This is a genomic window from Pseudomonas sp. FBCC-B545 (assembly GCF_059134095.1).
The window spans coordinates 3198753-3223789 of the sequence record NZ_CP101441.1 but is presented as its reverse complement, the minus strand read 5'-3'; the positions used below and the strand labels follow the sequence as shown (position 1 = coordinate 3223789).

24 protein-coding genes and 1 pseudogene are annotated in these 25037 nt (G+C 59.0%); 11 read left to right on the top strand and 14 right to left on the bottom strand.

Going from position 1 to position 25037, the window contains the following annotated elements; translation table 11 throughout:
- Nucleotides 1-225 precede the first annotated feature (225 nt).
- From NMB39_RS15105 to arnC, 8 genes are read right to left on the bottom strand one after another with little or no spacing between them, the layout of a single operon-like run.
- Complete coding sequence (locus NMB39_RS15105; protein WP_057022335.1) at nt 226-1848, bottom strand: ArnT family glycosyltransferase; 1623 nt, start codon at nt 1846-1848, stop codon at nt 226-228.
- Nucleotides 1849-3231: a UDP-glucose dehydrogenase family protein gene (locus tag NMB39_RS15100; protein WP_057022334.1), complete on the bottom strand. Its 1383-nt coding sequence runs from the start codon at nt 3229-3231 to the stop codon at nt 1849-1851.
- Entirely contained in the window at nt 3228-3641 is a 414-nt protein-coding gene (gene arnF, locus NMB39_RS15095) for a 4-amino-4-deoxy-L-arabinose-phosphoundecaprenol flippase subunit ArnF (RefSeq protein WP_057022333.1), read from the bottom strand. The genes NMB39_RS15100 and arnF overlap by 4 nt, the downstream gene beginning before the upstream one ends.
- Nucleotides 3638-3985 carry a 4-amino-4-deoxy-L-arabinose-phosphoundecaprenol flippase subunit ArnE gene (gene arnE / locus NMB39_RS15090; RefSeq protein ID WP_057022332.1) on the bottom strand — a complete coding sequence of 116 codons (348 nt, stop codon included), beginning with the start codon at nt 3983-3985 and terminating at the stop codon, nt 3638-3640. The genes arnF and arnE overlap by 4 nt, the downstream gene beginning before the upstream one ends.
- Complete coding sequence (arnT, locus tag NMB39_RS15085; protein ID WP_494340528.1) at nt 3982-5637, bottom strand: lipid IV(A) 4-amino-4-deoxy-L-arabinosyltransferase; 1656 nt, start codon at nt 5635-5637, stop codon at nt 3982-3984. The genes arnE and arnT overlap by 4 nt, the downstream gene beginning before the upstream one ends.
- Nucleotides 5634-6518: a 4-deoxy-4-formamido-L-arabinose-phosphoundecaprenol deformylase gene (gene arnD / locus NMB39_RS15080; protein WP_494340529.1), complete on the bottom strand. Its 885-nt coding sequence runs from the start codon at nt 6516-6518 to the stop codon at nt 5634-5636. Before arnD ends, arnT begins: the two co-directional genes overlap by 4 nt.
- On the bottom strand, nt 6518-8521 hold the full coding sequence (arnA, locus tag NMB39_RS15075; RefSeq protein WP_494340530.1) for a bifunctional UDP-4-amino-4-deoxy-L-arabinose formyltransferase/UDP-glucuronic acid oxidase ArnA: 2004 nt from the start codon (nt 8519-8521) through the stop codon (nt 6518-6520). The genes arnD and arnA overlap by 1 nt, the downstream gene beginning before the upstream one ends.
- Entirely contained in the window at nt 8518-9552 is a 1035-nt protein-coding gene (gene arnC, locus NMB39_RS15070) for an undecaprenyl-phosphate 4-deoxy-4-formamido-L-arabinose transferase (RefSeq protein ID WP_057022328.1), read from the bottom strand. Before arnC ends, arnA begins: the two co-directional genes overlap by 4 nt.
- Nucleotides 9553-9963: 411 nt before the next feature.
- Between arnC and NMB39_RS15065 the strand changes: the two genes are divergently transcribed.
- Both NMB39_RS15065 and NMB39_RS15060 read left to right on the top strand, forming a co-directional pair.
- Nucleotides 9964-10776 carry a M949_RS01915 family surface polysaccharide biosynthesis protein gene (locus NMB39_RS15065; protein ID WP_494340531.1) on the top strand — a complete coding sequence of 271 codons (813 nt, stop codon included), beginning with the start codon at nt 9964-9966 and terminating at the stop codon, nt 10774-10776.
- Nucleotides 10777-11234: 458 nt separating this feature from the next.
- Nucleotides 11235-12149, top strand: a complete 915-nt coding sequence (locus tag NMB39_RS15060; protein ID WP_057022326.1) for a site-specific integrase — start codon at nt 11235-11237, stop codon at nt 12147-12149.
- A 132-nt stretch (nt 12150-12281) separates the two neighbouring features.
- Here the strand turns inward: NMB39_RS15060 and NMB39_RS15055 are convergent, their stop codons facing one another.
- Together NMB39_RS15055 and NMB39_RS15050 are read right to left on the bottom strand one after the other, a co-directional pair.
- Entirely contained in the window at nt 12282-13139 is an 858-nt protein-coding gene (locus NMB39_RS15055) for an SDR family oxidoreductase (RefSeq protein WP_046068117.1), read from the bottom strand.
- Nucleotides 13140-13245: 106 nt separating this feature from the next.
- Nucleotides 13246-14457, bottom strand: coding sequence for a multidrug effflux MFS transporter (locus NMB39_RS15050; protein WP_494340532.1), 1212 nt, complete (start codon nt 14455-14457; stop codon nt 13246-13248).
- Between the two features lie 158 nt (nt 14458-14615).
- Here NMB39_RS15050 and NMB39_RS15045 point away from each other — a divergent pair.
- The 5 genes and pseudogenes from NMB39_RS15045 to NMB39_RS15025 form a co-directional block, all read left to right on the top strand.
- A pseudogene (locus NMB39_RS15045) lies at nt 14616-15323 on the top strand (MCP four helix bundle domain-containing protein); the annotation flags it as partial.
- Between the two features lie 42 nt (nt 15324-15365).
- Nucleotides 15366-16229: a methyl-accepting chemotaxis protein gene (locus tag NMB39_RS15040; RefSeq protein WP_414896210.1), complete on the top strand. Its 864-nt coding sequence runs from the start codon at nt 15366-15368 to the stop codon at nt 16227-16229.
- A 241-nt stretch (nt 16230-16470) separates the two neighbouring features.
- The gene (gene rbsK / locus NMB39_RS15035) at nt 16471-17391 is read left to right on the top strand and encodes a ribokinase (RefSeq protein WP_306957919.1); all 921 of its coding nucleotides are present in this window, start codon (nt 16471-16473) and stop codon (nt 17389-17391) included.
- A 27-nt stretch (nt 17392-17418) separates the two neighbouring features.
- Entirely contained in the window at nt 17419-18750 is a 1332-nt protein-coding gene (fucP, locus tag NMB39_RS15030) for an L-fucose:H+ symporter permease (protein ID WP_494340533.1), read from the top strand.
- A complete protein-coding gene (locus NMB39_RS15025) occupies nt 18747-19793 on the top strand; it encodes an aldose 1-epimerase family protein (RefSeq protein ID WP_494340534.1) in 1047 nt (348 codons plus the stop codon). Before fucP ends, NMB39_RS15025 begins: the two co-directional genes overlap by 4 nt.
- Here the strand turns inward: NMB39_RS15025 and deoR are convergent.
- A complete protein-coding gene (gene deoR / locus NMB39_RS15020; RefSeq protein ID WP_057022321.1) occupies nt 19790-20548 on the bottom strand; it encodes a DNA-binding transcriptional repressor DeoR in 759 nt (252 codons plus the stop codon). The genes NMB39_RS15025 and deoR overlap by 4 nt on opposite strands.
- A gap of 128 nt (nt 20549-20676) precedes the next feature.
- On the opposite strand from deoR, the gene deoC reads away from it, so the two are divergent.
- From deoC to NMB39_RS15000, 4 genes are all read left to right on the top strand, one after another.
- Complete coding sequence (gene deoC / locus NMB39_RS15015; RefSeq protein WP_198719728.1) at nt 20677-21360, top strand: deoxyribose-phosphate aldolase; 684 nt, start codon at nt 20677-20679, stop codon at nt 21358-21360.
- A gap of 210 nt (nt 21361-21570) precedes the next feature.
- Complete coding sequence (locus NMB39_RS15010; protein ID WP_494340535.1) at nt 21571-22005, top strand: hypothetical protein; 435 nt, start codon at nt 21571-21573, stop codon at nt 22003-22005.
- A gap of 304 nt (nt 22006-22309) precedes the next feature.
- Nucleotides 22310-22744: a hypothetical protein gene (locus NMB39_RS15005; RefSeq protein ID WP_224450929.1), complete on the top strand. Its 435-nt coding sequence runs from the start codon at nt 22310-22312 to the stop codon at nt 22742-22744.
- 156 nt (nt 22745-22900) lie between these two features.
- Nucleotides 22901-23143, top strand: a complete 243-nt coding sequence (locus NMB39_RS15000; RefSeq protein WP_224450930.1) for a hypothetical protein — start codon at nt 22901-22903, stop codon at nt 23141-23143.
- 324 nt (nt 23144-23467) lie between these two features.
- Here NMB39_RS15000 and NMB39_RS14995 read toward each other — a convergent pair whose 3' ends face one another.
- The 3 genes from NMB39_RS14995 to NMB39_RS14985 form a co-directional block, all read right to left on the bottom strand.
- Nucleotides 23468-24022, bottom strand: a complete 555-nt coding sequence (locus NMB39_RS14995) for a hypothetical protein (RefSeq protein WP_494340536.1) — start codon at nt 24020-24022, stop codon at nt 23468-23470.
- A 405-nt stretch (nt 24023-24427) separates the two neighbouring features.
- Nucleotides 24428-24646, bottom strand: coding sequence for a hypothetical protein (locus NMB39_RS14990; protein ID WP_494340537.1), 219 nt, complete (start codon nt 24644-24646; stop codon nt 24428-24430).
- A gap of 96 nt (nt 24647-24742) precedes the next feature.
- Nucleotides 24743-24964 (bottom strand): DUF6037 family protein, encoded by a 222-nt coding sequence (locus NMB39_RS14985; protein ID WP_241197573.1) that lies wholly within the window; start codon nt 24962-24964, stop codon nt 24743-24745.
- Nucleotides 24965-25037: the final 73 nt, after the last annotated feature.

The following is a 25037-nucleotide window of genomic DNA, read 5'->3' as shown; positions in this document are numbered from 1 at the left end:
TCATGGAGTGCCTTGGCCCGATTGTCAGCAAATGAGCCCTGACAATCGGGTAGTAGATATTTAGTGCACGTGGCAGCGAGTCTACAGTCGGGTTCCAAGCGCAGGAAGGGAAAGTGCACCAGCCATTACGCAAAGGAATGTAGGTGTTTTCTTGGTGCCTGTGATGAAAGACGCCCACTGGCTGAAGAGTGGGCGCTCTTTCTTACGATGCCATGGGAAAAGCACTCAAGGCGCCGAAGTGGCTGCCAAATGCAGCAGTACATAAGGGGTCTTGTCGAACTCGCCGGTGAGCGTCGGCGTGATCGCACGCAGACGTGGATCGTCCAGCGTTTCAAAGTCTGCCAGGCTCATGACGACCCAGGCCGGTGCCAGGATCGGTTTCAAATCGACAGGCAATTGGGTAAATAACGGTACCTTGTCACAATCGTAATTAACCATGAACTTGATGGCTTTCGCGTCTTTGCCCAAGGCGTGCAGTACCAGCGGGGCCGGCTGCTGCAGGACCCTGGCCTTGACGGCAAGGCTGAACGTGCGGGTGTCGTACAGCCGGCGTTCCAAGGGCTCAACCACCATGATGTAGGTGGTCCAGAGCGCCAGCACGGCGGCCAAGGCGGGACCATAGTGGCGTAGTCGCGCCTTGAGCAGTGCCAGCAAAGCCAGGACCTGGAGCAGCCCGAGCACGACGAAGATCAGCTCGAGGCTGGCCAGCGGCTCTGGATAACGCCGCCGCGCCACCACCAGGCCAATCGCCAAAAGCGTTGGCAACAGCGTCCAGAGACCCAGTGTCAGCCCACGCAGCCAGGTAAAGAGACGGCCCTGGGAGACCTGGAAAGGGTACGCGGCGATGATGGCTGCAAACGGCAGCATCGGCAGGATATAACGCGCCTTCTTGGCCTGGGGCACCGACAGGCCCAGCATCACCAGCAAAGCCGCGGTCGCGCAATAGCACACCAGCTTCAACGCCGGGTCCGGCCCGCGCCGGCCGCCAATCACCACGGCCAGCAGCGCCAGCAATGCCAGCGGATAGGCCATGGCGTAGTTGCCCATGGAGCTGGTGAAGTAATACAGCACGCCGCTGGAGCCTTCGCTGCCGTCCATGCGTCCAAGGAACTGCATGCGAATTACGTCATGCATGAAGTCTTCGCCGCCACTGAGCTTGGCCAGCAGCAACAGCAGGCCGACACACGCCGCCAGCAGCGCCAGTGACAGCAGGCCGAAGCTGAACAGCTGGCGCCATTGGCGGTTGATCAGGTAATAGCTGCACAACACGCCAGTGGGGATTACCAGGCCAATCGGCCCACGGATCGCAAACCCCAGCAACAGCAACAGAAACACCCAATGCAGGCGCTTGGCGGCAGCGAAGTGATCATGGGCATACCCCAGGTAAAACACGGCCAGGGCCACGGCAGCGAGCATTTGGTCCAGGGAGACCGAGCGGGTTTCGCTGACAAAAGTGCTGCTGAGCAGCAACATCGCAATGCTCAGCAGGCCCCAGCGCGGCGAGTAGGGCGCGATCAGGCGATACACCAGCACCACGATCAGCGCCGATGCGAGCGCGGTGGGCAGCCACGCCGTCAGGCTGGTGACCTGGCCGAAGGGCAACGACAACAGCCAGGTCAGCAGGGTCGACGTCGCCAGGTAGTCGGCATAGGGCTGACCGTAGGTGGTGGGGAAAAAGCTTGGCCCATGGCGCAGCATTTCCTGGGCAAAGACCACGAAGCGCGAATCGAAGCCGATGATCGCCTGGTGCCAGTTGCCGGCAATGAACAGCATCAGCGCCAGCAGCCCAAGCCCCAGAGACTGGCGGCGGATCGTTGCACTCTGCAGGGACGGGAAAACCTTGTTCACCTAGCCGACATCCCTGACCTGTTCCACCCAGTTTTGCTGGGGAATCGGCAACTCGCAGGAATCGCCACGGCCGATGGGGAAATACTTGAAGCCTTTGCGTGTCAGGCGCTCACCGTCATACAGGTTGCGGCCATCGAAGATCACCGGGGTTTTCAGGCGCTGGTGAATCAGGTCGAAGTCCGGTGCCTTGAATTGCTGCCATTCGGTACACACGATCAGTGCGTCGGCGCCGCCCAGGGTGGACTCCGGGGTGCCCATCAGCATCAGCCGCGGGTCATCGCCGTAGATGCGCTGGGTTTCCTGCATGGCTTCCGGGTCGAAGGCGCGCACATTCGCGCCGGCAGCCCAGAGGGCTTCCATCAGCACTCGGCTGGGGGCGTCGCGCATGTCATCGGTATTGGGTTTGAAGGCCAAGCCCCACAAGGCGAACGTCTTGCCCTTGAGATTACCCTTGAAGAACGCGTTGATACGCTCGAAGAGCTTGCTCTTCTGCCGCTGGTTGATGGCCTCCACGGCTTCGAGCAGGTCGCTGGAGCAATTGGCTTGCTTGGCGCTGTGGATCAAGGCGCGCATGTCCTTGGGGAAACATGAGCCGCCATAGCCGCAGCCCGGGTAGATGAAGTGGTAACCGATCCGCGAGTCGGCACCAATGCCCAGGCGCACTGCTTCAATATCGGCGCCCAGGTGTTCGGCCAGCTCGGCGATCTGGTTGATGAAGCTGATCTTGGTGGCCAGCATGCAGTTGGCGGCGTACTTGGTCAGCTCGGCGCTGCGCAGGTCCATGAAGATAATGCGGTCGTGGTTGCGGTTGAACGGGGCATACAGGTCGCGCATCACCTCACGCACTTCTTCACGTTCGCAGCCGATGATGATGCGATCCGGACGGCGGCAATCGGCAACGGCCGAGCCTTCCTTGAGGAATTCCGGGTTGGAGACGATATCGAAGTCCAGGTGACGGCCTGCAATATGCAGGTTCTTTTCGATATGGGCGCGCAGGGTGTCGCCTGTACCGACGGGCACGGTGGACTTCTCCACCAGGATCACCGGCTCCACGCGGTGGCGGGACACGGCGTCACCCACCGACAGCACGTATTTCAGGTCTGCCGAACCGTCCTCGTCGGACGGCGTGCCCACGGCGATGAACAGCACCTCACCGTGCTCGACGGCAAGTTTTTCGTCGTAGGTAAAGTGCAGGCGCCCGCTTTCCAGGTTGTCCTTGACCATCGCGGCCAGGCCCGGTTCAAAGATGGTCACGTGGCCTTTCTGCAGGGCCTCGACCTTGCTCTTGTCAACGTCCATGCAAATGACATCGTGACCGACTTCGGCGAGTACAGTGGCCTGTACCAAACCAACGTAACCACTACCAAATACACTGATTTTCATGGGGTATTCCTGGGACTTGAGGTGCTAGCACGACGAGAGTTGATAACCAGTACACCGAGGATGACCAAGGCCACCCCCAGGGTTTTTGAAAGCGAGAAACCTTCGTTGAACACCGGCAGGCTGGCGGCCAGCAGGTAAACCAGCGCGTAGCTGATGCTGAGCAACGAATAGGCGCGGCCAAGGGGCAAGTCCTTCAGCGCGCCGAGCCAGCAGAGCATCGACAGCGCATAGGCGCTGATCGCCAGGATCACCACGCCCAAGGCGCTGAGGTCGATGCTGTTGCTGGTGAAGGCTGCCAGCCATTCGGCGGGCAAGGGCAGGCGTGTCATGGCCCAGCGCATGCCCAACTGGGCGCCACTCACCAGGCCGACACTGCCAAGGGCCAGGGCCAAACCCCGTACGCGGCTCATACCTGACGCCCCAGCAAGGCGACACCGACAATCACCAGCGCCACACCCAGCCAGTGACGGCCATCGATGGGTTCGTGAAACACAAAGCGCGCCACCAGCGTGACCAGCACGAAATTCAAGCTGAGCATGGGGTAGGCAATGCCCACTTCCAGGCGCTGCAGCACCAGCAGCCACACCAGCAGGCCCAGGCCCAGGCACACCAGCGCCGACCATAACCACGGCGAGCGCAGTTTCAACGCCCAACCATCCGGCACGTCACGCCAGCTTTCTACGGCGAACTTTTGCGAGACCTGGCCCATGCAGGTGAGCAGGCAGGCTGTGAGCAACAGCAGCAGGGTGATCATGGCGCGACCTGCGGGAAAATCAGGATCACGATCTTGCCCTGTGCATAGCGCTTGCCATCGGCAGGCAGCAGCGCGAGTTCTTCCTTTTCGCCGGCGCTATTGACCCGCATCACCACGCCAACAGCGCCGGTACGCCGGGTTTGCTCCATCCATGCCTGAATCGCGTTGCGGTCCACCAGGCGCGGGGCCGTATCCGCATAAGTCAGGCCGTACTTGACCTCTCCTGAGGTGTTGTACAGCGTGATATCGGGGCGTTTCAGGCGCCATGACAGCGCTGAGGCGGCGCCAAGGTCATTGCTTAACAGGGCGACGGTGGGCTGCAACTCGTCGATGTGATCAATGATGAACTGGTCAGGGGTCTTGTTATAAACCACCGAATGGGGCAACGCCGCAGGCACCAAGACCACCAGCAACCCACTGCCGATCAGGGGCGCGGCCCACAATGTCAAGGGGCGCGCCGCTTGCAGAAGATTGACGACGATCCAACCGAACAAGAAGGTGAACACCAGCACCAGGCTGAGGGTTTCCTCGCCGGGTTCGTACACCGGTTTCTTCAACTGGAACCAGCTGAGGGCCAGCAAGACCAGTACACCGATCACCAGGTTCAACCAGCCGTTGATGCGCAGGACGCGACCGTGGCGCTGAGTGAGTTTGTCACTCAGGGTCGAGCCCATCAGCAGGGCCAGGGGCAACATGCACGGCATGATGTAGGAAGGCAGCTTGCCCTTGGCCAGGCTGAAAAACGCCAGGGGCATCAGCAGCCAGAGCAGCAGGAACGCCGTCTTTGGCACGCGCTTTTGCAGCCACGCCTCTTTGGCTGTAGACGGCAGCAGCGCGACCCATGGCAGCGCGAACGCTACCAGCAGCGGCAGGTAATACCAGAACGGTTCGGCATGCTGAGCGTCTTCACCGGCGAAGCGTTGGATATGCTCGTGCCAGAAGAAGAAGTGCCAGTAGTCCGGCTCTTGCAGGTGCACGGCCAACGCCCACGGCACGCTGACCACAATCGCCACCAGCACGGCCACAACACCGAACTTGAACAATTCACCCAAGCGTTTTTGCCAGAGGGCGTAGGGCAGGGCGACCAATACCGGAAGCAACCAGGCCAGGAAGCCCTTGGTCATGAAACCCATGCCGCACGCGAAACCCAGCAGGGCCCAGGACCACAGTCGGCCATGCCGCGTGCTGCTGTCGAAGCAGAACCACAACGCCACGCCGGTCAGGTTGACCCAGAAGGTGAACTGCGGGTCCAGGTTGGCATAGCCGCCGAGCGCCGCGACACTGACGAAACTCATGTACAGAACGGTGCTGACCAGGCTTTTCTGCGGGTCGTTCCACAGCCGGCGAGATACCAGGTAGACCAGCAGAATGCTCAAGGCGGTGCTCAAGGCCGAGGCAAACCGTACGCCGAACAGGTTCTGCCCGAAGAGCGCCTGACCCAGCGCGATTATCCAATAGCCTGCGGCGGGTTTTTCGAAGTAGCGGATGCCCATGAAGTGCGGCGAGGCCCATTTTCCGGTCAGCAGCATTTCCTGGCTGATCTGCGCATAACGGGTTTCATCCGGAATCCACAGGCCATGGGTGGCCAGCGGCAGCAGGTAGACCACAGCAAACACCAGCAGGAGCAGGGGCAAAGCCCAGCGGCGGATCATGCTTGCTGTACTCCGAGCCAACCCTCGCGGCCGCTCAATGCGCCGCGCACCAGCTGTTGCTGGGGCAGGGTGGCCACATCCGCAGGCAACAACTCACCCAGGGGTTTGAACTCGATGCCACGCTGCCCTGCCTTGGCGAGCAATTGGCGAAAATCATTGGCCATCAGAATCCCTTCTACTTCTGCGTGAATCGTGTAGACGTTGAGCTTCGAGGCGTTGAACCGATCAAGAATGAAGCTATTGAAGTCTGTGGCAGCCACTACCGGCCCGACGATCTCGTCGAAGGTCGGCAGGTCTACCGGAATTTGTGGGGTGCCCGCACTGCCATCGGCCAAGGTCGGTCGAAACAGGCTGGTGCCCCGGCAATCACTGTTGTAGCGAAAGTTGAACCCTTGCTTGGCTTGCACCACACGCTCATCGGCACGCCAACCGGCGGCCGCTGAACAATCCACGCGCTCACCAAGGATGTCGCTCAAGGTCTGTACACCGCGGCGAATCTGCTCGACCAGCTGCGCCTCGCTCCAGCGCCCGGCGTTGGCCTGCCAGCCATGGTGGTCCCAGGCGTGCAGGCCGACTTCATGCCCGGCAGCCTTGGCCTGGCGCATCAAATGCCCCAGGTCGCGGCCAATCGGCTTGCCTGGCCACGCAGTGCCGGCCAGCAGGATGTCCCAGCCATACAGGCCAGCGGCATTGGAACGCAGCATCTTCCACAGGAATTGCGGGCGGATCAGGCGCCACAGGTGACGCCCCATGTTGTCCGGCCCGACACTGAAGAAGAACGTCGCTTTCACCCCAGCTTCGTCCAGGGACTCGAGCAACCGAGGCACACCTTCACGGGTGCCACGGTAGGTATCGACGTCGATGCGAAGACCTGCCTTCATTATTTGGCTTCGTCAATAGACTGGGCGATTTCGAGCATGGCCTCGCGTAAGAAGAAATCCAGGGTGTTGCCGATGGTTTCGCTCATCTGCACGGTCGGCTCCCAGTTCAGCAGGCGCTTGGCGTTTTCGATGCTGGGCTTGCGATGCGCCACGTCCTGGTAACCGGTGCCGTAGAACGCTTTGCTTTCCACGTCGCGGAAACCGGCAAACGGTGGGAAGTTATGGCGCAGCGGGTGGGCTTCGAACTGACGCAGCAGCTCTTCGCCCAATTGGCGAATGCTCGCTTCGTTTTCCGGGTTGCCGATGTTGATGATCTGGCCGTTGCAGGCATCGTTGTCGTTATCGATGATGCGGGCCAGGGCTTCGATGCCGTCGGCAATGTCGGTGAAGCAACGTTTTTGCTCACCACCGTCGAACAGGCGGATCGGCGTGCCTTCCACCAGATTGAGGATCAGCTGGGTGATGGCGCGCGAGCTGCCGATACGCGCCGAGTCCAGGCGGTCCAGGCGCGGGCCCATCCAGTTGAAGGGACGGAACAGGGTGAAGTTCAGGCCCTTGTCGCCGTAGGCCCAGATCACGCGATCCAGCAGTTGCTTGGACACCGAGTAGATCCAGCGCTGCTTGTTGACCGGACCGACCACCAGGTTGGAGGTGTCTTCGTCGAAGTACTGGTCCTGGCACATGCCATAGACTTCGGAGGTCGATGGGAAGATCACGCGCTTGTTGTACTTGACGCAGTAGCGCACCAGCTTGAGGTTTTCTTCGAAGTCCAGCTCGAACACACGCAGCGGATTGCGGGTGTATTCAATCGGGGTGGCGATGGCTACCAGCGGCAGGACCACGTCGCATTTCTTGATGTGGTACTCGATCCACTCCGAGTGGATGCTGATATCGCCTTCAACGTAGTGGAAGTTGGGGTGGCTGCGCAGGCGCTCGATGGCGTCGGAGCCGATGTCCAGGCCATAGATCTCGTAACGGTCGTCACGCAGCAGGCGCTCCGACAGGTGGTTACCGATGAAACCGTTTACCCCCAGGATCAGTACGCGGGTACGGCGTGGCTTGCGCCCGGACTCAGCGCCGCGCAGTACGGAACCGTCCACCAGGCCCAGCTCATCGGCCAGGGCCGGGCCGGCCAGGTACAGGCCATTTTCGTTGCGCTGGCCGAACCGGATCACCAGAGAGTCTTCGCCGCAGGCAATACGCAGCGGGCTGACGCTGATCACGCGACCTGGCGCCAGGCCTTCGTTGCCCTTGACCACCTCGGCTTGCCAGACAATGAGCTTGTGCTCGCCGACGGCGCAAAAGGCGCCCGGGTACGGCTGGGTCACGGCGCGAACCAGGTTGAACAGGGTTTCGGCCGGTTGCTTCCAGTCCAGCTTGCCATCGGCGGCGGTGCGGCGGCCGAAGTAAGTGGCTTGGCTTTCATCCTGGGCGGTTTCAGCCAGCTTGCCCTGGGCCAGTTGTGGCAGCGCATCGCGCAGCAGAGTAGCGGCGGCATCACGCAGCTTGGCGTGCAGACTCAGGCCGGTATCGGTGCGATCGATGCTGACCTTCTGCTGGGCCACGATGGCGCCGGCATCGGCACGCTTGACCATGCGGTGCAGGGTGACGCCAGTTTCAGTCTCGCCGTTGACCAGCACCCAGTTGGCCGGTGCGCGGCCACGGTATTTGGGCAGCAACGAGCCGTGCAGGTTGAACGCGCCTTTGCCGGCGGTGGCCAACAGCGCTTCGCTGAGCAGGTTGCGGTAGTAGAAGGAGAAGATGTAGTCCGGATTCAGCTTGGCGATGCGTTCGATCCACAGGGGGTGGTTGGCGTCTTCCGGGGCGTGTACCGGGATGCCATTGCGTGCGCAGAGCTGGGCGACGGAGCCGTAGAAGTTGTTTTCCCTGGGGTCATCGGCATGGGTGAACACGGCAGCAATTTCGTAACCCGCACTGAGCAGGGCTTCAATGCCTGCACAGCCAATATCGTGGTAAGCGAAGACAACAGCTTTTGAACTCATGACTGGACCTGATCGGAAGGAGAAGTAGAAGTATGGGAAGACACCAGGCCGTCTACCACGACGACTGGAGCCGGTGCTGCCGGCTGGTTGCGCAGCACTTTTTCAATAAAGAAGCGTGGGCGGGCGCGTACATCGCTGTACATGCGGCCCAGGTATTCACCCAACAGGCCCATGCCGATGAACTGGCCGCCGGTGAACACAAACAGCACGGCGAACAGCACGAACAGGCCGTCACCGGCCCAGTCGGCGCCGAAGGCCAGGCGCATGATGATTAGTGCGAAGGCAAACAACACACCCAGGGCCGCCAGGCTGAAACCAACGATGGACAGCAGGCGCAATGGCGTGGTGGTCATGCAGGTCAGCAAGTCGAACATCAGGCTGATCAGGCGCATGGCGCTGTATTTGGATTCGCCGTGTTCACGCTCGGCATGATGCACGAGGATTTCCGTGGTGTGGCGGGCGAAGCCGTTGGCCAGGATCGGGATAAAGGTGCTGCGTTCACGGCAGGCGAGCATGGCGTCGACGATGGTGCGGCGGTAGGCGCGCAACATGCAGCCGTAATCGGTCATGGCCACGCCGGTAGAGCGTTGCACGGCCAGATTGATCAGCCGCGACGGCCAGCGACGGAAGGCGGAGTCCTGGCGGTTGTTGCGCACGGTGGCGACCACGTCGTAGCCCAGGGCGGCTTGTTCCACCAGGCGCGGGATTTCTTCGGGCGGGTTCTGCAGGTCAGCGTCGAGGGTAATCACCACGTCACCACGGCACTGCTCGAAGCCGGCCATGATCGCGGCGTGCTGGCCGTAGTTGCGATTGAGGATCACCGCTACTACATGGCTGCCTTCTTCAGCGGCGGCGTCTTCGAGCAGTTGGGCCGAATCGTCGCGACTACCGTCATCTACCAGGATGATTTCGTATTCGTAGGCCAGTTGCTTGCAAGCTGCGGTGGTACGACGCAGCAATTCGGGCAGGCTCTCTTGTTCGTTGTAGACCGGGATAACGATCGACACGCAATGAATAGGGTAGGGTTTCAAAGTTTCATGACCTCGGGCTGGAGCAACTTGACGCGTGAAAACAGCAGCAATTATTGGGCAAAACTACAGCCCGCAGACTACAAGGCGGCGCTAAAGATAAAGCGTAATCAACAGGTTAGTCGACAAACCGCGGATTGCTCTGAAGTACTGCCTACAAGGTTAAGCGCAAAAATGTGCAACGAATATGAAAGGCGGATGAAAAACTCGTTTATTTGACAGGTAGACAGCTAGGGTTCAGCTAAGTAACTAAGGCATTACAAGTACAGCGGCGTGGGCAAGATGGGAGCGCCCGACAGGGAGTTTGGTTCAATTTTGGCACGACGGCTCGACCGATCAGGCTTATTCAACAATCTTCTCTGCATTGGCGCTCAAGTGCCGGTAAAGTAAGCCATCTCTTGCCAGGGTACTCGGATGAATAGCGTGCAACTTTTATGCGGCCAGTTGCGGCCCGCGCTGATGGGACTGTTGATGACGGTGGCCTGTGTCACCAGTGTGCGGGCCGATGACGGCGTCGCACTGACCAGCATCGAGCAGGTGCCGGAAGGCGTGGAAGTACGCGGTAAACAGGTCGCTGCCTACACCTGGGATGACCGCCAGGGCAAAAACCTGCTGGTGCTTGCCGAACAGGTCAGCGAGCGGGACGACGATGGTACTCAGTCGGCCTTCATCTACGCGGCGCAGTACCTGCTGGGCGGCGACCGGCCCAAGCGTGTGTGGATGCTGTACGACGACGTGCAGCACTGCGAATTCGACGCCGGGCTGCGCTTTGACCGCGCCGCCACCAAGGTCACCGACCTGCTGGGCGACGGCAACACCCAGGCCACGGTCGGCTATTCGCGTACCTGCACCAGTGATGTCAGCCCTAACGAATTCAAGCTGATCATGCACGTCGGCAAGTCCGAGAAGTACCGCCTGCGAGGCCTCGACCGTGTGGGTGCCAGTTGGTGGGATGAAGACGCCGGAGCCTTGCGCGGCATGCCATTGCCCACCGACTGCAGCGTCGTGGCCCAGCAGGCGCTGGTCAGCCAGTACAAGGAGCAGGGTACCGAACTGCCGCTGCCAGGCTGCTATGGCGACGAGAAAGACTTCGCCAAGGCGCCGGACGGCTACCTCACCTTCATGCGCAAACAGTGGTTCGCGCTGATGCAGCAGCAGGATGCCGACTGGAGTCAGTCCATGGCCCAGCCTCAGGCTTCTGGCGAGGAGGACGGCGCAGAGCCGTGATGCCCATATTTATCAATGATATTCGCCGCTCAAAATGTGGGAGGGGGCTTGCCCATGGCGGCGGCCCAAATCCCTGGCGGATTACGGGCACACCGAGCCTGGGCGAGGTGCCGAGTGGTGGGGTAAGAGCGTTTGGTTACTTTGCGCTTTTCAAAGTGACCCGCTGTAAAAGCGGAACCAATATTGGCCGTTGCCCAAATAACGGATATGTACTCGGTATGATCCAACATTCTGGTCGGCTGTCAGGCCGCCATCGGGGGCAAGCCCCCTCCCACAGGGTCCAGTGGCGTACCAGAAGTTGTGTAGATAGCCGTGCTCATCGGGGCCCATACCCTCCCACATTTGGATGTGTAGATAGCCATGCCGATCATGGGTTAGACTTTGCCCTCGCCAATTCACTAAATACATCGATTAATCAACAAGTTAAGCGATTTATTTAATCCAAAGGCTGATCTACCTTGACTGAGTCTATCCGCAACCCACTGACCCTCTATCTCACCCGCCTGGCACCTTCCAGCCAACTGACCATGCGCTATGTGCTGCAGGATGCCGCCGATCGCCTGGGCTTCGAGGACATCAACCTCGAAGAGATCGACTGGCACCTGCTGCAACCCGAGCATGTGATCGCCCTGGTCGCGGCGTTGCGCGAGGACGGCTACGCGCCGAATACCTCGTCGCTATATGTCAATGCCGTACGCGGCGTGATGAACGAAGCGTGGCGCATGAGCTTGATCAGCCAGGACCACCTGTTGAAGATGCGCTCGGTCAAGGCCGCACCGGGTACACGCCTGGGCCAGGGTCGTAACCTGCGTCGCACGTTGATCCGCGAGATGCTCGAGGTCTGCGCAGCCGACCCTCGCCCCCAGGGCCTGCGGGACGCCGCAGTGATCGGCTTGCTGTATGGCTCGGGCATGCGCAAGTCAGAGTCGGTCAACCTTGACCTGGCACAGATCAATTTTGACGAACGCAGCCTGCGCGTGATCGGCAAGGGCAACAAGGAGCTGATCAAGTACGCGCCGGATTGGGCGTTTGCCAAACTACGGACCTGGCTGGAATTTCGTCGCGGGCAACTCAAGGAAGGCGAACAGGACGACAGCTTCCTGTTCAACCGGATTCGCCGGGGCAGTCATATCACCCGCGAACGCATCACCAAACATGCGATTTACTACATCGCCCGCCAGCGCGGCGACCAGGTGGGGGTGAAGATCATGCCCCATGACTTCCGCCGCTCGTTCATCACGCGGGTGATTGAAGAGCATGATTTGTCGATTGCACAGAAGTTGGCGCATCACACCAATATCCAGACCACCGCCAGCTATGACGTGCGTGACGACAACGAGCGGCGGCGGGCGGTGGATCGGTTTGATTTGTAGCCTCAGGATCAATGAAGATCAAAATGTGGGAGGGGGCTTGCTCCCGATTAGCGATGGACCAGCTACACATAAGCTGACTGACACACCGCTATCGGGGGCAAGCCCCCTCCCACAATGGGTCTTTCAGAGGGCTCAGAGAATCGGCTTGCCGCCAGTCACCGCATAGCGTGATCCAGAGATATAGCTGGCCTCATCCGAAGCCAGCAACACATAGATCGGCGCCACCTCCACCGGCTGCCCTGGACGTCCCAGCGGGGTTTCGCCGCCGAAGTTTTTCACGTCCTCATCGGTCATGGTCGCGACGATCAATGGCGTCCAGATCGGGCCCGGCGCCACGCTGTTGACGCGGATGCCCTTGTCACCCAGCAACTGCGCCAAGCCACCGGTAAAGTTGGCAATCGCGCCTTTGGTGGCAGCGTAGGCCAGCAGTGTTGGCTTGGGCATGTCCGAATTGACCGAGCTGGTATTGATGATCGAACTGCCGGCCTTCATATGGGGCAGGGCCGCCTTGCAGATGCGAAACATCGCGGTGATGTTGATATCGAAGGTCTTGACCCATTCTTCATCCTCGATCTCTTCGAAGGTTTCGTGAGTCATCTGGAAGGCGGCGTTATTGACCAGGATGTCGATACGCCCAAACTGTTCGACGGTCTTGTCCACCAATGCCTGGCAAGTGGCTTTTTGCGCGATATCGCCAGGCAGCAGCAGGCATTGGCGACCGGCTTCTTCAACCCAGCGCGCGGTTTCCTTGGCGTCGTCGTGCTCATCCAGGTAAGCAATGGCCACATCGGCACCTTCGCGGGCGAAGGCAATGGCAACGGCGCGGCCAATGCCGCTGTCGGCGCCAGTGATGAGGGCAATTTTATTGGCCAGGCGGCCGGAGCCCTTGTAGCTCTGTTCGCCACAGTCGGGGTACGGATCCATTTTTTTCTGGGAACCCGGCACGGCTTGGGCTTGAGGGGCGAAAGGCGGGCGTGGATAGTCAGTCATTTCAGTCTCCATAGGTTTCCAAAGGTGCTATGGAGTTAGTAATTACGTGGCCGGCGATAGTTGTAATGGATGCCCGCAAGGCCCGACGAATGGTTGGCGTCAAGCCTCAGGAGGAGGGCGGGTCGCTGGAGACCAGGTGCGCCGGCAAACGGCGTAAGGTCCACAGCGTGGTGAGCATTGCGGCGAGCGCACACAGCGCGATGCCAATCAACATCGGCGCCGGGGTATGGTCGGCGAATATTCCCACCAGGGTCATCGCTACGGCGGCAGTGACCATCTGGATGGCGCCCAGCAGCGCCGATGCAGAACCTGCCACTGCGCCATGATCTTCCAGCGACAGCACCCCAGCCGCCGGTAGCAGCAGGCCGAGGCAGCCAAACCCGGTAAACAGCAGCCCCATCATCAAGACCAGGCTGTCACCCCATAGGGTGGTGGCCGCCAGCAGGGCCATGATCGCGGCTACGCCCATCACCGACCAACGGATCAGTGGCGCCAGGCCGAACCGTGCGCTCAGGCGTGCGGTCAGCTGGCTCATGGCGAAGAATGAAGCCGCGTTAAGGGCAAAGCACAGGCTGAATTGCGTCGGAGTCAGGCCGAAATACTCGATGTACACGAAGGGCGCACTGCCGATAAAGACGAAGAAGGTAGCGAGGCCGAAACCGCAGACCACCGACAACCCTGTGAATACCGGATCGCGCAGCAGCGCTCCGTAGCTGCCAAACGCATTGCCCAGGGTCTTGCCCAGGCGACGCTCGGCTGGATGGGTTTCCGGCAGTTGCACGATGGTCATCACCAGGCACAGCATGGCCACCACCGCCAGCACCGCAAATACTTCACGCCAACTCCAGATCGAAATCACCAGGCTACCGGCCAAGGGCGCGAGGATCGGCGAAACACTCATCACCAGCATCAGCAAGGCCATCAGCCGCGCGGCTTCATGGCCGGTGTACAGGTCGCGCACAATCGCCCGCGGGATCACCATTCCCGCGCAGGCACCGAATGCTTGCACAGCACGAAAGCCGATCAGCACTTCGATGGTCGGCGCGAGGGCGCAGCCGATACTGCCGATGGTAAAAATCACCAGGCCCGCATAGATCGGCAACTTGCGCCCGAATACATCGCTGATCGGACCGTAGAACAGCTGGCACACCCCGATGATCATGAAGAACACCGTCAGGCTCATTTGCACGGCGGCCGGCGAGGCCTGGAGGCTGGCGCCGAGGGTCGGCAGCGCAGGCAGGTAGATGTCGATGGCAAACGGGCCAACAGCGGTGATCAAGCCCAGCAGCAGGGCGAGGTGGGCAATACTTCGAGACATGGGTAGATCCGGGGCGCAGCAAAGGTCGGTTAGCTTAAGGGATCGGTGCAAATCCGCAAACTTAGGCTTCACTAACCAGAGACTCTGGCCGATAACGGTAGCAGGGGCGGTCAAGCGGTTGGGTTCCCAACCGGCAGTCCAGGTACGGGGATACGAGCATGACGATCAAATTGCGCTTGATGTTGTTGATTGCGACCGGATTGCTCACTGCGTTGGTCATGAGCGTGGCCGGTTACCTGGGAAATAACCGGATGGGGGCAGCGGTTGAGGACAGTGAAGTCAGCATGACCGTGCTGCGTAATCACATGGAAGCGGACATGATGCACGACGCCCTGCGCGCCGATGTGTTGTCGGCCATGCTGGTGGGCCTGGGTAAAAGCAACAGCACCCCGGCCGAGGTCAACACCTCACTCAAAGAGCATGCCGAGCACTTTCGCCAAGTGTTGGCGGACAATTTCAAGCTGCCGCTGGACGACGACATCAGGGCAAGCCTGGAAAAAATCAAACCCAGCCTTGACACCTATATAAGTGCGGGCGAGCGCATCGTCGCGCTGGCCCTGAGCAATCCCGAGACGGCTCGTGGCGAGCTGGGTACCTTCAATGCCGCGTTCAGTCAGCTGGAAGATCAAATGGCCACGCTGAGCGAGCTGATCGAAACCAATACCCAACGCACCAGCACCAGCACCCGGCAGACCATCCGCAACGCCGACTGGACCCTCGGCGTGGTGTTGATTGCCAGCCTGCTACTACTGCTCGCGCAAGGACGCTGGGTGACCCTGAGTATCATGGGACCACTGCAAACCGCCAGCCGCATCGCCGCGAGCATCGCCCGGGGCAACCTGAGCGAGCCGATTGTGGAGCCGCGTCGCCAGGATGAAGCCGGCTTGTTGATCAGCAGTCTGTCTACCATGCAGCGCGACCTGCGCGGCATGATCGAGGTGGTGCGCAGCAACGCCCATGGCGTCAATGGCATGAGCGAGCGCCTGAGCCAGGGTTGCCATGAAGTGGCCGACAGCAGCCAGCAACAAAGTAGCGCTGCCAGCGCCATGGCGGCGGCCGCAAGTGAGATGACCGCCAGCATCGAGGAAATCACTCGCCACGCCGGGCGCGCCCTCGACATGGCCAACCAGGCTGAAACCCTGGCCAAGGACGGTGGCCGTGTCATTCACCAGGTGGTCAAGGATATGGACGGCATCGCCCGTTCAGCGCAGCAGTCGGCCCAGGTCATCCGCACGCTAGATAAGGAGTCCGAGGCCATCTACAGCATTATCCAGGTGATCAAAGGCATTGCTGACCAGACCAACCTGCTTGCCTTGAACGCCGCGATCGAGGCCGCCCGTGCGGGTGAGCAGGGGCGCGGTTTTGCCGTAGTGGCCGACGAGGTGCGCAGCCTGGCGGGACGCACCAGCGCATCGACCCAGGAAATTGCCAGCATGGTCGGGCGTATCCAGCAAAACACCCGTGAGGCGGTGACCAGCATGGAGGAGGGCGTCTCCCAGGTGGACAAAGGCATGGCCGTGACCGCTGAGGTGGAGCGAGCTATCCGCGACATTCTTCAGGCCACCTTGAATACCACCGAGTTGGTTAACGATATTTCGCGCACCATCAGTGAACAGAGCCTGGCCAGCAACGAAATCGCCCATCAGGTGGAAATGATTGCCGGCATGTCGCAAAACAACAGCCGCGTTATTGGTGAAACCGCCTCGACCACTGATGAATTGGCCGGTTTGGCGAGCAAATTGTCGCAGTCCGTGGATCGGTTCAGCCTTTAGCACAGGCGTTTTTTTGGCCGGCTCCTTTTGGGCCGGTTTTTTTTGCGTGAATTCCATCCTTCAACAACGGCTCAAAGCCGCGTACCGGCGCTTATAGCCGGCCCTTGCCCGTGCCTATTCGTACGATGCATTGAATCGTGTTCGCAAAAAAAAGATTGAATATTCACACCTAATGTTATTTAAATAACAAAACAAGAGCGGCATGACCTGCCTGGTCGTGCCGCAAGAAGGTGGAATAGCAATGAGCAAGATCGCAGTCATCGGCAGCAACATGGTGGATTTGATTACCTATGTCGACCGTATGCCGGCCCAGGGCGAAACCCTGGAAGCACCTGGCTTTGCCATGGGTTGCGGCGGCAAAGGGGCCAACCAGGCAGTGGCGGCTGCCAAGCTTGGGGCTGATGTCCTGATGCTGAGCAAGGTCGGCGACGACATGTTTGCCGACAACACAGTGGCCAACTTCCAGCGCTTTGGCATCGACACCCGTTATGTGCAGCGCGTGCCTGGTGTTTCCAGTGGCGTCGCGCCGATTTTTGTTCGGGCCGATTCCCACAACAGTATCTTGATCGTCAAGGGCGCCAATGCGCATTTGCTGCCGATGGACATCGAGGCGGCGGCCGCCGACCTGCGTGACTGCACGCTGATCGTGCTGCAGCTGGAGATCAATCTGGAGACGGTCTACCACGCCATCGAGTTCGCTCACCGACAGGGTATCGCGGTGCTCCTCAACCCGGCACCGGCCCTGGCCGGCTTGAGTCGTGAGCACCTGGCGCACCTTGACTTCCTGATCCCCAACGAATCGGAACTGGCGCTGATCACAGGCGAAGTCGTGGACTCGCCGGAATCGGCCCGAACCGCTGCCCGCGGCCTGGTGGCCAGCGGTATCCGTCACGTGATCGTTACCCTCGGCGAGCACGGTGCGCTGTACGTGGGGGAGGAGGGGGAGTTCCAGGTGCCGGGGGTACGGGTTGACGCCCGTGACACCACCGGTGCCGGCGATGCCTTTATCGGTTGCTTTATTCACCACTGGAACCGCGACCGCCATATTCGTCAGGCCATGGAGCAGGCGGTGGCGTATTCCGCTTGCTCGGTCATGGGGCTGGGGACGCAGAGTTCCTATCCCGACAGCGAAACGTTCGATCGCTTCAAGCAACAGCGCTGACTCCCTCACCCAGCCCGGAGAACAATAATGAACAAACCTGCGCTGCAACAGACCCCCGATGGTTTCTACCTGAACCGTACGCCCTGGTTCGCCTTTATCCTGCTGTGCAGCATCTTTGCACTGTGGGCCGCCGCGGCGAGCATGAACGATGTGCTGATCGCCCACTTCAAGAAAGCGTTTTTGCTGAGTGATTTCCAGACGGCCTTTGTGCAGTCGGCGTTTTACCTGGGCTACTTTTTTGTGGCGATTCCGGCTGCGATGGTGGTTCGTCGTTTCAGCTACAAGAGCACGATTCTGGTGGGGCTGCTGCTGTACATGCTGGGTTGCCTGTTGTTTTTCCCGGCCGCATCCACGGCCAAGTACGGCATGTTCCTGCTGGCGCTGTTTGTGATCGCCGCCGGCCTGTCGTTCCTGGAAACCGCCTGCAATACCTATTCGACACTGATGGGGCCCCGGGAAACCGGGACCCGGCGCTTGAATATCTCGCAGACCTTTCACCCGTTCGGCGCCATGGCCGGGGTGTATGTGGGCAGCTTCGTGATGTTCAAGGACACCGACGCCACCACTGAACAACTGGCTCAGATGAGCGCTTCGGAGGCAGCAGTGCAGCAATTGCAGATGATCCAGTCCACGTTGTTGCCCTACAAGTGGATGATTGCGGTGCTGGTGCTGATGTTTATCCTTGTCGCGATTACCCGGTTCCCCGCGTGCAAAGGCAATAAGCCTGCCGACAGCAAGCCGGGCAGCGTGCGTCAAAGCCTGGGACGACTGTGGCGTAACCCGCGCTTTACCTTTGGCGTATTGGCGCAGTTTCTTTATGTGGGGGCGCAGGTCGGGGTATGGAGCTTCACCATTCGCCTGGCCATGCAGATGGGCGGTATGAATGAACGCAGCGCTTCATGGTTTCTGCTGACCACCTTTGCCGCCTACTTTGTCGGCAAGTTGATCGCCAACCTGTTGATGCGGCGCCTGCACCCTGCCAAGGTACTCGCGATCTACGGGGTGCTGTGTATCGTGCTGCTGGCCTACACCATTCTGGTGCCGAACATTTCGGCGGTGTATGCAGCGGTCGGCGTGAGTATTTTCCTCGGTCCTTGCTGGCCCACCATCTACGGCCTGACCATCGATGGCCTGGGTGAAGACACCGGCGTCGGCGGTTCATTGCTGGTGATGAGCATTGTCGGCGGCGGGGTGATCCCGATCTTCCAGGGCCTTTTGTCCGACGCCAGCGGCGGCAACATGCAACTGGCTTACAGCGTGCCGTTGCTGTGCTTCATTGTGATCGTGATGTATGCGCTCAAGTGCATGCGCCAACCCGGCACCTTACCGGTGGGCGCGACCGGGGCGGTGGCCTCATGAATACACGTATCGCGCTGTACCCTGCGGTGTTTGGCGAGCAGGAGAAAATCCTGCTGCAATCGTCGGCCTTCAAGGTCAGTGCCTGGACTTACCCGTCTGGTGTACTGGCCGTAAGCCTGGAGAATAGCCGTGGCCGATTGGTGATACTGCCTTATCAGGGGCAGATGATCTGGTCAGCCGTGTTCGACGGTTGCGACTTGACCATGAGCAACCTGTTCGAGCAACCCCGGCCCAGCCCGACGATCATCGAGACCTACGGCTGCTTCATGTTTCACAGTGGCCTGCTGCGCAACGGCTGTCCGGCGCCGGATGATACGCATGCCTTGCACGGCGAAATGCCCTGTGCGCCCATGGACAAGGCCTGGCTGGAGGTGGACGAGGGCGTTGTACGCCTGGGGGGCTCGTATGAATATGCCAAGGGGTTCGGCGATCGCTACCGGGCAAGCCCCAGCGTGACACTGCGCGCCGATTCGGCCGTGTTCGATATCGACATGCAGGTGACGAACCTGGCCGGCAAGCCCATGGACCTGATGTACATGGCCCACATGAACTATGCGTACGTGGACGGCGCGCGGTTTGTCGAGCCATTGGGCACGCAGCGCCAGCGTTTGCGCACCAGCGTGCCGGACCATGTCAAGCCGACGCCAGCATGGAGCGCCTACATGGCGCAGCTGGCCGAGCAGCCTGCGCAATTGGCCTGCCTTGAGCAACCGGCCTTGTACGACCCTGAGATCGTGTTTTTCTTCGACGGCGTCGGTACAGACGCCACGGGCCAGGCGCACTTTCTGCTGGATCATCCCAGCGGTGCGGCGTTCTACACCCGCTACCGTCCCGAGCAATTTGCCCACGCCGCCCGCTGGATCCTGCACACCCCGGATCAGCAAGTGGCGGCATTCGTGTTGCCGTCCACCTGCGAACCCGAGGGCTATAACGCCGAGAAAGCCAAAGGCCACGTACGTGTGCTGGCGGCCGGAGCCAGCGCTTCGTTCAGTGTCAGCACCGGTTATTTGAGTGCGCAGGAGCGGCAACGGTTGCTGGGTTAAACCAGCAACTGCGCGCCATTGGCCTGGATGACGTCCTTATAGCTGCGGGGGATTTTCTTGTCGCTGACCACGTACTGAAAGTCTTCCAGGGCGGCGAAGTGCGCGGTGCGCACCGTGTCGAACTTACTGAAATCGGCAAGCAACACGCGTTGCTGAGCCTGGCGCATGACCTTCTGCTTGACCTCTACTTCATTGAAGTTGAAACACGTTACGCCAAACGCCTGGCTGACGCCGGCGGCGGTCACGAAGGCCCACGTCAGGCGCACGCTGTCCAGGATGCTGCTCTCGGCGCTGCTTTCAAACACCTGGTTCTTGCGGTGAAAGGTGCCGCCGCACAACACGATGTGGCAATTGGGCTTGTTCTGCAGTTTGAGCAGCACGTTCAAGGAGCTGCACACCGCAGTGAATTCCAGCGCATCAGGGATGAAATCAACCACAAAAGGCGAGGTGGTGCCACAGTCGAAAAATACCGTATCACCGGCCTGGATCAACGAGGCGGCGAGTTTGCCGATGCGGCGTTTTTCCTCGACGTGGCGGGTGTCCTGCTCGGCCACCCGGTAATCGCCGCTCTCATTGCCGATGCGGGTGATATAGCCACCCAGCAGCCGCAGGTGATCGCTGAAGTGGTTGAGATCGCGGCGCAGGGTCATCTCGGAAACGTCCAGCAGTGCAGCCATTTCCTTCAGATGAATGGCGTTCTGGTCTTGCAAGGCTTGTTGGATAAGCTTCAATCGCTCGGCTTTTCTACTGTCCACGAGTCTTCCAGGGCTTGATTGTTAGTGTTAAATAAGTAACATTATTTGTTATTATTGTAACTAATTAACGTGAGCGCTGTGACAAGCGCCTCACAATCATTGGCAACATACAGGCAAGGGCCCATTAAATGAACAGTCTCCCACCCGCCGCATTGGCCAAATACATCGATCACACCTTGCTGGCGCCCGACGCCTCCCGTGCACAGATCCGCACCTTGTGCGAGGAAGCCCGCGAGCATGGCTTTTATTCGGTGTGCCTCAATTCCGCACAGGTGCCTTATGCCGCTTCGTGCCTGACCGACGACAGGGTGGTGATTTGCGCCGTGGTCGGCTTTCCACTGGGTGCCGGCCTGAGTGACACCAAGGCTTACGAAGCCCAACAGGCGATTGCCGCCGGGGCAGGGGAGATCGATATGGTGCTCAATATCGGCTGGTTGAAGGACGGGCTGCTGGACGCCGTGCGCGAAGACATCGCCCTGGTCCAACAGGCCTGCGGCGCCGTGCCGTTGAAGGTCATCCTGGAAACCTGCCTGCTTGATGACAAGCAGAAGGTCCAGGCCTGCGAGATCTGCCGTGACCTGGGTGTGGCCTTCGTCAAGACGTCCACCGGGTTCAGCCGAAGCGGGGCTACGGTCGAAGACGTAGCACTGATGCGCAGAACTGTGGGTGCCGGGGTTGGGGTAAAGGCATCCGGTGGCGTGCGCGATTATCCGACGGCGTTGAAGATGATTGAAGCCGGCGCGACACGCTTGGGCAGCAGCTCAGGGATTGCGATTGTGGCTGGGGCGATGACGGCGGCGAATGGTTATTGAGGTTTTTTGTCAGAGCGATAAAGCTTTATATATATAACTCTACTAAATAGTCATTTAGTTTAGTTATAGGTATTAGTTATATTGCAAGGCAGAGCTAGCTCATCCTTTACGCTAGTGTGGGTACATGCACGATACTTAACATTTGAGCATCATAAAGGGACGGTCTATATGCGGGGAAGGCTTACGTCAGGTCTATGGGCGGCATGTTTCGTGACCAGTGCCACGGCGCTGGCGGATGAACTGCCGCGTAGCGAGCAGATAAAAGCTTTCCGCGCTGCTGGATTTCACCAAGAGACGTCTGAGTGCGAAATCGAGACGACAGGTAGCTACACGCCGGCAACCATGGAGTTGATTGAGGACCTGAACGGTGACGGTCGGCCGGATGCGTTGATTACCGAAGGCAGCACTGACTGTTATGGGCAAGCGGGTACCGGCTTTTATCTAGTCAGTCAGCAGCCTGACGGTGACTGGAAACTCATGCTCAAAGAAAGTGGCGTCGCTGAGTTTCTCCCTGGCAAAGGCAGTAATGGTTGGCCTGATGTCGAGGTCGGCGGCCCGGGCTCTTGTTTCCCAGTACTGCGTTATGACGGACAACGTTATCGATTTCACCACAGCGTTGGTGAACGGTGTGCTGACTCGCCGTAAACGTCCGATGGCCCAAGAGTCAAACGGAGGCAGGTCAGCGAGGGCGACGATGGCTGCTTTTGAATCTGGGGCGCGGTGGTCTGGGTCGCTTAGTGAAATGCGACGAACAGAGCCATGAAGGACAGTTCAGCCGGTTCGCATAATGAGGCCGACGGTATGGTAGCGAAGCCGCCCGAACGGGCAGAATCCGACGCCGGGAAATCGCGAAGCCCCGTCGAGGATTTAGCCATAACGTCTATTATGCGAGGCCTTTTTTTCGCTGTACTCTTGAGGTCATCATCAGGGGTAGTCGAGGAGCAGCAAGATGTCTGTGAGCTATAAAGGATTAGAATTTCAAACCGAATTGCTTGCTCGATGGGCCGCGTTTTTTGATCTTGCTGGGTGGCAATGGAGTTCAAATGTGTCCGCCGTGTCCAATTGGAAGCCTGACTTCAGGGTCACTTTTCCTTGCGGTCATTCAGAGTGTGACGGCAGTCATACACTTTTGGTCTCCGTTTTGCCCATCGCCACTATTGATTCTTTCAAGTCTCATCCCGCGATTCAGCAGCCTTATTACGTCCGAGACGAGTCTGACCATATCTTGGCAGACGGCGGTGCGCTTTTCGGAAATGATCCAAATGCAACACACTGGGAGATAGTGCACGGCGCTGGTGGTGGCTTTGAAGACGTCTACTTCCGAGTCCCCGAAGCGGCTCGCATTTGGCGTGAAGCTTGTGGTCTTGTGCGACCAGGCCAGTGATTCAGCACCCGTAGAGCCACCTAATTAGTACCATACCGCTCGTCCTTGCTCTGCCGGCAACGTGCATTTTGGTACTAAAATGACTTGCAAGGCGCCTTCATTTTGGTACTATTCCTCTGCCCAGGTGCTTTGCCTGGTTCATAGGAGTGGTACCGAATGCTCGTAAAGATCCTCGATGCTGACAGCGACTTCGTTGAAACGCTCAAGCGTCAAACCCGCACCAACACCGCCTCAAAGGCCTTTTTGCATGCGGCCAACCAGTACCAGCATTTGCGCCTTGCGATTGGCGATCTTGAAATTCTGGTGGAGGCCCTTCAGATGGAACTGAAAGAGGCCAACGAGATTATTGAAGGTGCCCGCACCGCCGCAGCTCTGCTGCTGGATCGCGTTTCTCAGTAGATCCTGCTGACCTCGACCTGCCCGCAGGGCATTAGGCGCCTCGCAGATTTCCGTTTTTGCGTTGCACCTAGTGCGCCGACACCCGGCAAAGCCGGCCGGTCTATCGCCCAAAGAAAAACCCCAGCGCCCGTGAGAGCCCAGGGGTTTTTTGTCGCGTTCAAATTGGTTGTAGCCGTCATGGTGTCACTTCGCGCCCTGATAACTCCAAGGTTTCGACCCAGATTGTGTGCGAAGCTTACGCGTTCCCGTGACCTGTAGCGCTACAGTTGGACAGGTCCCGGCAGGTCCGATTATCTAGCGCTGCGTGCGATTTACCTTATGACCTTAAGAGGATTTTCCTGCTTTTAAAAGGGCCTGAAAAGCTTCGGCAGTGGCTTGTTCTGCCTCTTTGATTTGGTTGAGAACTGCCATAAGGTGCTCAGAGATTTCTTCTTCTAACGCTGAGTCTGGTAGATCAGCTAGGAGGCTCGACATATGTTTTAGACGGTTCACTTGTGAGAATGCATTCGCAAGCCTGTTGTTGACTGTCTCGCTGAAGATGTCAGCTTTATCTAGGAATTGAGATGGTAAGTCGATGGTGATTTTCGATGCTAGAGCAGCCAAATCTTTTCGCGCGTTTTTGTCATTTAGCACGTCCAGTAAGTAGGTTTGGTCGCTATCAGAAGGCACTACATAGCATCTGAATTTTGCTATTTCCAGCTGGGTGGCTCCAACGGGCGTTGTCATGATCTGAGCTAGAAGCTTGGCGCTTGCAGCCCGTTCACGTTTCCTTTGAGCTTTATCAAGGTTCCAGATAATAAGTGCGATGATTGCAGCAGCAGCCGTCGCCACAGCAGCTACAGCGTCCCAGTCGATTTTCCATTCGGTACAAAGCCACATGCAATTTCTCCGTCAATTGGTGAGGCACGTTTGTCGGCCGGCATTCAAGCATGCGAAGGACACATCGCCAAGCTGAAAGGAAGAGGTGTCGCTAGGCTTCAAATCTGACCAAGAGCCCAGAGCCCCCCAGCTCCGTATAGGAAGGTTCGCATAATGTATATTATGTTAAATTGCGGATGTGCCGCAGAACTGTGGATTGAGCATCACCACACGCCCTGTGATGTAGGCTTTCAGGTCAACGAGGTTAAAGGCTGCCCGTTGTCTTTCTCCGAGCTGTCCGTCGAGTCACTTGATGAGCTTATGGATGTCGCCAAACGGGTATGCAGTTACCGGATGACCGCGGCGTTGGCAAAATCTGCCCAGAAAGCGAGATCAAGCCAGGCCAGGACTTGACGTTGCAGCCTTTCAGACTGGAGTCACCTCCACAGTTGGTTGAACACCGGAAACGTGCAGGATGTACCTACCGCCATCCCTGACAACCTTCGCCCTGGGCATGTAGGCGTAGTAGTAATAGTAGTAGTACAGCACCTGCCTCCACTTCTGACCGCCGTGAAACTCGAAAACGGTATTTTGGTCTTCAAAGCCTTTGAATTCACCGCTCAACTGACCTTCGCAAACGACCATGGTCACCTCCCCAAGTAGAGCATTGCATTATCGATATGAAGCTTATGAAAAAAGGCGTGTAGCAGTGAGAGCTGAGAAGTTTGTCCACGCTCGACTTTAGCGCGCGTTATCTTGCCATTCACGTTCTGTATCAGTAGCACTCCACCGAAAGGAGGCGTTCATCTGCCGACTGAACGCAACCGCATCGCGGCCTAGGAGCAATAATGTTTTCTGCTGATTCTCTGCGCTAGGACGGCGGTTGCCTTGTGGATCCCAACGCGTCCAGGTATCGAAGTACGGTTTGTCCCTCTCCTCTACAATATCGGGCCTTAGACGCACAATTTCAGAGGGTTTAGGTTTCGCCTGCGCGGTGGCTTGAGCCGCTCTTCACGATCGATCAGGTGGCGGCAGA

Bases quoted from the DNA above. Each gene is read 5' to 3' on its own strand.
- arnA (WP_494340530.1), bottom strand. From the start codon at position 8,521: ATGAGTTCAAAAGCTGTTGTCTTCGCTTACCACGATATTGGCTGTGCA.
- arnE (WP_057022332.1), bottom strand. From the start codon at position 3,985: ATGATCACCCTGCTGCTGTTGCTCACAGCCTGCCTGCTCACCTGCATG.
- arnF (WP_057022333.1), bottom strand. From the start codon at position 3,641: ATGAGCCGCGTACGGGGTTTGGCCCTGGCCCTTGGCAGTGTCGGCCTG.
- NMB39_RS15100 (WP_057022334.1), bottom strand. From the start codon at position 3,231: ATGAAAATCAGTGTATTTGGTAGTGGTTACGTTGGTTTGGTACAGGCC.
- arnT (WP_494340528.1), bottom strand. From the start codon at position 5,637: ATGATCCGCCGCTGGGCTTTGCCCCTGCTCCTGCTGGTGTTTGCTGTG.
- NMB39_RS14990 (WP_494340537.1), bottom strand. From the start codon at position 24,646: ATGGTCGTTTGCGAAGGTCAGTTGAGCGGTGAATTCAAAGGCTTTGAA.
- NMB39_RS15055 (WP_046068117.1), bottom strand. From the start codon at position 13,139: ATGACTGACTATCCACGCCCGCCTTTCGCCCCTCAAGCCCAAGCCGTG.
- NMB39_RS15000 (WP_224450930.1), top strand. From the start codon at position 22,901: ATGCTCGTAAAGATCCTCGATGCTGACAGCGACTTCGTTGAAACGCTC.
- NMB39_RS14995 (WP_494340536.1), bottom strand. From the start codon at position 24,022: ATGTGGCTTTGTACCGAATGGAAAATCGACTGGGACGCTGTAGCTGCT.
- deoC (WP_198719728.1), top strand. From the start codon at position 20,677: ATGAACAGTCTCCCACCCGCCGCATTGGCCAAATACATCGATCACACC.
- fucP (WP_494340533.1), top strand. From the start codon at position 17,419: ATGAACAAACCTGCGCTGCAACAGACCCCCGATGGTTTCTACCTGAAC.
- arnD (WP_494340529.1), bottom strand. From the start codon at position 6,518: ATGAAGGCAGGTCTTCGCATCGACGTCGATACCTACCGTGGCACCCGT.
- NMB39_RS15025 (WP_494340534.1), top strand. From the start codon at position 18,747: ATGAATACACGTATCGCGCTGTACCCTGCGGTGTTTGGCGAGCAGGAG.
- NMB39_RS15065 (WP_494340531.1), top strand. From the start codon at position 9,964: ATGAATAGCGTGCAACTTTTATGCGGCCAGTTGCGGCCCGCGCTGATG.
- rbsK (WP_306957919.1), top strand. From the start codon at position 16,471: ATGAGCAAGATCGCAGTCATCGGCAGCAACATGGTGGATTTGATTACC.
- NMB39_RS15050 (WP_494340532.1), bottom strand. From the start codon at position 14,457: ATGTCTCGAAGTATTGCCCACCTCGCCCTGCTGCTGGGCTTGATCACC.
- NMB39_RS15005 (WP_224450929.1), top strand. From the start codon at position 22,310: ATGTCTGTGAGCTATAAAGGATTAGAATTTCAAACCGAATTGCTTGCT.
- NMB39_RS15040 (WP_414896210.1), top strand. From the start codon at position 15,366: ATGCAGCGCGACCTGCGCGGCATGATCGAGGTGGTGCGCAGCAACGCC.